Below are 6,144 nucleotides of genomic sequence, written 5' to 3'. Positions count from 1 at the left end.
GTAGGTTTAATAACAACATTAGATGTATTGAAATCTAAAAACATCACTTAATATATACGTTACAGGAAGTTTAATAACAACATTAGATGTATTGAAATGTTGCATAGTGATATGCATCGTTAGTATTATCAGCAGTTTAATAACAACATAAGATGTATTGGAATTAGGTATACTGTTCTCCAAAATTACGTGCTAGTTTGGTTTAATAACAACATAAGATGTATTGAAATCTGATTTCAGTAATAACACCACAACAGAATTTGATTAATCAAATTCTGTTGATTAAAGAAAATGATATTTTGATAAAATCATTTTTTAGATCTTTGGACTTCTGGTAGGATTATTTATTGTAATTATGACTCTAAAAAACCCTTTTGATATTTTTTTGCAATTCTTGTAGTTACTTTTATAATTAGTAAAAAGATATTTGAAAAAGAATTAACCTAGAAACTTTATTTCATTAAAGTTTTATTTTTATTTGGACATTAAATTATTGCTTTAATAATCGTTGACAAATTTATGTAAGCGCTTTATCATTTAGCTATAGAGAAGTTTTACAATTATATCTTAATTAAGATATCAGCTTTCTATGATGTCTTTTTTAAATATAATTAAAACTCTATGTGGGGAAAGAATATTAAAGAAAGTGAGGATTTTTATGAAAAAGCTATTTTCTGTGTTGCTGGTAATGACAATGTTATTTTCCGTCATAACACCATTATCAGTTCAGGGAAAAGAATTGGAAAGTACAGTTATTAGTGATCTTTCAATTCAAGGATTACGGGATGTAAAAAGTTTGGAAGTAGATACAAAGACCCATGTATTTGTAACTACATATCCAGAAGAAGGCGTAGAATTATTGGTTGATTCTAAAGACTCATCAATAGCTGAGGTATCTTTAGAAGAAAATGCAATAGTTATACAAGCTAAAAAAGTTGGAACTACGACAATAGAAGTAACTGCAAAAAAAGACGGTAAAATAGAAAATGGACAATTTAATGTTCAAGTAATTGAGCCAGTATATAAACAAACTGCTCATACAGAAGTAAATATTAATGACAATGACTGGCGGTTTAAATTAGAAAAAGATATGGAAAAAGTACCTGACAGTCAAACGGTTCCTGCTATTGATAATAATTGGGAACATGTACAAGTACCACATTGCTGGAACAGTGAAGATGGTGCTGATGGTAATAATGATTATGTTAAAGGTAAAGGATGGTATATCACTGATGTAGATTTTACAAGTAATACTTATGAAAATAAAAATGTATTTTTAGAAGTACAGGGTGCTTGTAAGATTACTGACGTATATGTAGACGGAAAATATCTTGGTCAGCATGAAGGTGGATATTCTAATTTTAGATTTGATATTACTGATTATGTAAAAAAAGATGGTTTAACTCAAATAGCGTTATGTGTAGATAACCGAGTTAATTCATTAATGCCTTTGTCAGGAGATTTTACAGTATTTGGTGGTTTATACCGTGATGTTAATATTATTGCTGTTGATGATAGTCATTTTGATTTATTAGATCATGGAAGTGAAGGGGTTTTAATTAATCAGGCTGTAATTGATAATGTAACTAAAGATTCTACAGTTGCAGATGTTTTTGGTGCTGGTGGTAAAATTAATATTGACGCTAGAGTTGCTGTTAATAACGAGGAAAAGGCATATATGCAAACAGTTGTGTATGATGCAAATTGGGATGAAGTTTCTCGAAATGAAAAAATTGAAATTAATGGTACTGGCGAAATCCAAAATGTAAATGAACAAATCATCGTAGATGATCCTCATTTATGGAATGGGGTTAAAGATCCATATTTATATAATGTAAAAGTGTTCTTATACGATGAAAATAATGATATCAAAGATGTTGTGTATAAAAAAATTGGTTTTAGATTTTATTATGTTGATGAAAATGAAGGATTTTTCTTAAATGGTGAATCATATCCATTACGTGGTGTAAATAAGCATCAAGACCGCATGGATAAAGGATATGCAGTTAGTAAAAAAGACCAGGAAGAAGATATGGCAATGATTGCAGATATTGGTGCTAATGCTTTGCGTTTGGCTCATTATCAACATGATGAATATGCTTATGAATTAGCTGATATATACGGTATCTGTGCATGGGCAGAAATTCCGTTAGTTAATAGCATGACAGCAAGTGAACATTTTACTGAAAGTACAAAAAATAATTTAGAGGAATTAATAAAACAAAATATCTCTCATCCATCGATCGTTGTATGGGGAATTCATAATGAACAATGGCCAAATAATGGCGGAAGGATAAATACGCTTTTACGTGATCTATATGAATTATCTCATGAATTAGATGATTCACGTTTAGTTACTGTAGCAACGGCACAAAGTCAAAGCGCTGCTTTAAGCTGGCAGTCTGATGTTAGTGCATGGAATAAATATTTTGGTTTATACGAATCACAGGATGTACGTTATTTTGGAACTTGGCTTGATCAAGTAAAAGAATATGCTCAGAGTCATGATACTATTGATGTTACCGATGAAAGTACCGGCGAAACAATTACCGTTAATGTAAATGGAAAAATTGGAATGAGTGAATACGGGGTTGGAAGTAATGTTGAATATCATGAAGAAAATCCTGGATATCGAGTAGGAACTAGCTTTGATGCTTATCAAACTGAAGAATTCCAAGCACAGTGGCACGAAATCTACTATCAGGCAATAGAAGAGCGGCCATGGTTGTGGGGAACTTTTGTATGGAATATGTTTGAGTTTGGTTCTGATAGTCGCAGTGAAGCTGGTAGAAAAGGAATTAATAACAAAGGAATGGTTTCATATGACCGTACTTTGAAAAAAGATGTATATTATTTTTATCGGGCTACCTGGTCAAAAGATCCAACTTTACATATTACAAGTAAAAGATTTGAAAATCGTTATCAGGATGTTATTTCAGCAAAAGTATATGCTAATATGGATGAAGTTGAATTGATCGTAAATGGTGTTTCTCAGGGTATTGTAACAGCAAGTGAAGTTGAACAGCATAAATTTATGTGGGATATAACTTTACAATCAGGTGAAAATCATATTGTTGCAATTGGTAGAAAAGACGGTAAAACATATATTGATGAAACAACATGGAATCGAAAATTATATGATACAGTTTCAATCTCTTCAAATCTATATAATTTTGCATATGTAAATGATGAAAATAGTACTGTTTCAGGAATTCCGGCGGGAACTAAAGTACAAGACTTTAAAGCAAATGTAACTTTATCAAATGGTACTAGTGTTGAAGTTTATGATAGTGATAAGAGTACTTTATTAGATGATGATATATTGATTAGTTATGATATGTGGATCAAAGCAATCAGTGAAGATCAAGAACATGCGGTTTGGTATAGAGTAATCGTTCAGCCGATATCACGAAATAAGCCAGTAATCGTAGAAAATGAAAAAAGTGGCGAACCAAAAGAAAATATGGTTGATGGTAAAACAGATACGGCATGGAATTCAGGAATAGCTTTATCTACACAGTCACCACAAAATGCAATTATTGATTTACAAAATACTTATTATGTTTATGATACTAATGTATTATGGTGGGATCATGACACCAGTCATCGTACATTTACATATTCGGTTTATTTAAGCCAGGATAATGTAAATTGGACTAAAGTTATTGATTCAACTAAGAGTAGTGATCAAAGCAGTGGAATGAGCTGGTCTAATCGTAATTTTGAACCACAACTAGCTCGATATGTAAAAATTGAAGGACTTTCGGCAACTAATTCAGTAGCCTCAATGTATATTCGTGAAGTTGAAGTACATGGTTTTATGTTAAAGAGTGATATCTATCGCATTGATAATGCCAATGCTAAAATAAAAGGCTGGTCAGGTGATAATGTTGAAGATTTATTAGGAAATCTAATAGTTGATGGAAACTTTGATAAGATTTCGATCATTGATCAAGATGGTAATACTGTTAGTAGCGGTGAACTTGATGCTAAGATGAAAGTTGTTATTAGCACAGGAGATGAAGAAATTATTTATGCTCTAGAAAAGAGCGGTTTAGATACTACGCCAGTTTCACAAAATAAAAAAGTAATTGCTTTTGAAGGCGTAGATAGTGATGGTGTAACTAAACCTAATGAAGATGTTTTAGAAGGCGAAAATGATCTTGTTCATGGTAAGAATTATGCACCTGCTCATTATATTAATGATGGCAAACTTGATACAAGATGGAGCGGTGCGATGAATGCTGCTCATGATAAAGCAATTTATCCTGCTAAAGTATGCATTGATTTAGGGGCTGATTATCATTTGAATCATATAGATTTAACTTTCTATGGGGGAACGACTCCACATAATGAAAATAATGTAAATCGTTATTATACATATAAAATCTATGCTTCAGATAACTTAGAAGTTTTACAGCAAGAAACAATTGATGAAAAATATTTAATTGTTGATGGTAGTGATAATATTGAGAAAAAAGAAAATCATGTAATAGAAGATTTAAATGCTAAGGGACGATATGTTCTATTAGAAATTGATGGTAAAAGCACAAGTTATGCATATCATGCTCCGAGTGTTTGGGAGATGGAAATAGAAGGTTATCAAATAAATTCAGCAGTATATAATGTTGATGAAAGTAATCATATTATTAGTGGTTTAAGTATTGGAACTACGGTAGCAGAATTATTGAATCAATTAGAAATTGATGGAAATGCAAAAATAAGTGTTGTTGATGGTAATAATGAGTTAGATGATCAAGATGTTATTTATGAAGGTGTTTCTTTAATTATTGAAAGTTTAAATCAAGAAATTAAAGATACCTATACTTTATCATTTGCTGATCATAGTACTACTCCGATATCTCAAAATCAGCCGGTACAGGCATTAGTTACCGAAGAAGAGGTAGATGGTAAGATCGTCGCTAATGAAGATGTGGCTAAAGGCTTTGTTGTTACTAATATCAATGATGGTAATATCGATACAAGATGGAGTGGAGTGATGAATGCAGCTCGAACTCAAAGCTATTATCCAGCAACAGCTCATATAGACCTTACTGAAAAAGCAGATACAAATGATTGGTTCTATCTTACTGGAGTTACGATTGACTGGTTTAATTCAGCTTCAAAACGCTCTTATCAATATGAATTACATGCCTTGAATCCAGTAGGAATAGCTGGTGGTTATGATCTAGTTAATAATGATAATACGATTCAGGATCATAGCGAGCATTGGGTTGAAGGAAAAACATCACAAATTAAAGATATGAATTTAACAGTAAATGGTTCTAGCTTACAGCTAGCATATATTCCAGCTGTTGTAAAGGAAATAAAAGTATTTGGTTGGCGACTTGGGGGAAATATTGTTGATGAAAGTAGTGCAACAGTTAAACTTGATGATACTTCAATTAGTGTCGCTAAGCTTATAGCTATGCTGCAGCCAAAAGGAAATTGTACAGTAGAAATTCAAACTAATGAAGGAATTATAAAAAATAGTAATGATATAGTTACTCGAAACGATAAAATTGTTGTAAAAGATATTCGTGATCAAGAATTTATTTATACAATTAAATCAGCTGTCGATTTAGATTTTTCTAAGTTACAACAGTTATTAGATATTTGTGATCAATTACAAGAAAATGATTATACTGAAGAAAGCTGGTTAGAACTTGTTGAAATACGCCAAGAAGCTAGAACAGTTTTAGAAAATGCTGTTAATCAAAACGATATTGATAGTGCTATTGAAAAATTACAGCTTGCAAAAGATAACTTAGTAGAAAAAGAAATTATAACTACTGATAAATTAGCATTATCAATAGCTGTAGAAATGGCAAATAACGTAACTGAAGAACAGTTAGCTAATGTTGTTCCTATTGTCGTTGATGAATTTAAAGCAGCGTTACAAGAAGCAAATATGGTTTTAAATGATGACAGTGTCAGTCAGGAAACAGTCAATGCTTCATTTACACGTTTATCAAAAGTAATGCAGATGCTGGAATTTGTAAAAGGTGATAAGGGCGAATTAGAAGCCTTGATCAATGAAGCAAACAGTTACGTTGAAAAAGACTATACATCAGCTTCATGGACAGCATTTAAAGAAGCCCTAGAAGCAGCAAATACAGTAATGAATAATGAAAATGCAATGCA

The 6,144-nt window shown here is 31.6% G+C and carries 1 protein-coding gene; it reads left to right on the top strand.

Annotated elements, in window-relative coordinates; all coding sequences use genetic code 11:
• Positions 1–658: 658 nt before the first annotated feature.
• Positions 659–6,144 (top strand): glycoside hydrolase family 2 TIM barrel-domain containing protein (locus tag BR82_RS16480; RefSeq protein ID WP_051592850.1); only part of this gene is annotated, 5,486 nt, incomplete at its 3' end.

The sequence above is a fragment of the Thomasclavelia saccharogumia DSM 17460 genome, from assembly GCF_000686665.1.
GTDB classification, from domain to species: Bacteria; Bacillota_I; Bacilli_A; order Erysipelotrichales; family Coprobacillaceae; genus Thomasclavelia; species Thomasclavelia saccharogumia.
The sequence above is the reverse complement of the archived record's forward strand: the minus strand, read 5'-3'. Positions and strand labels throughout refer to the sequence as shown.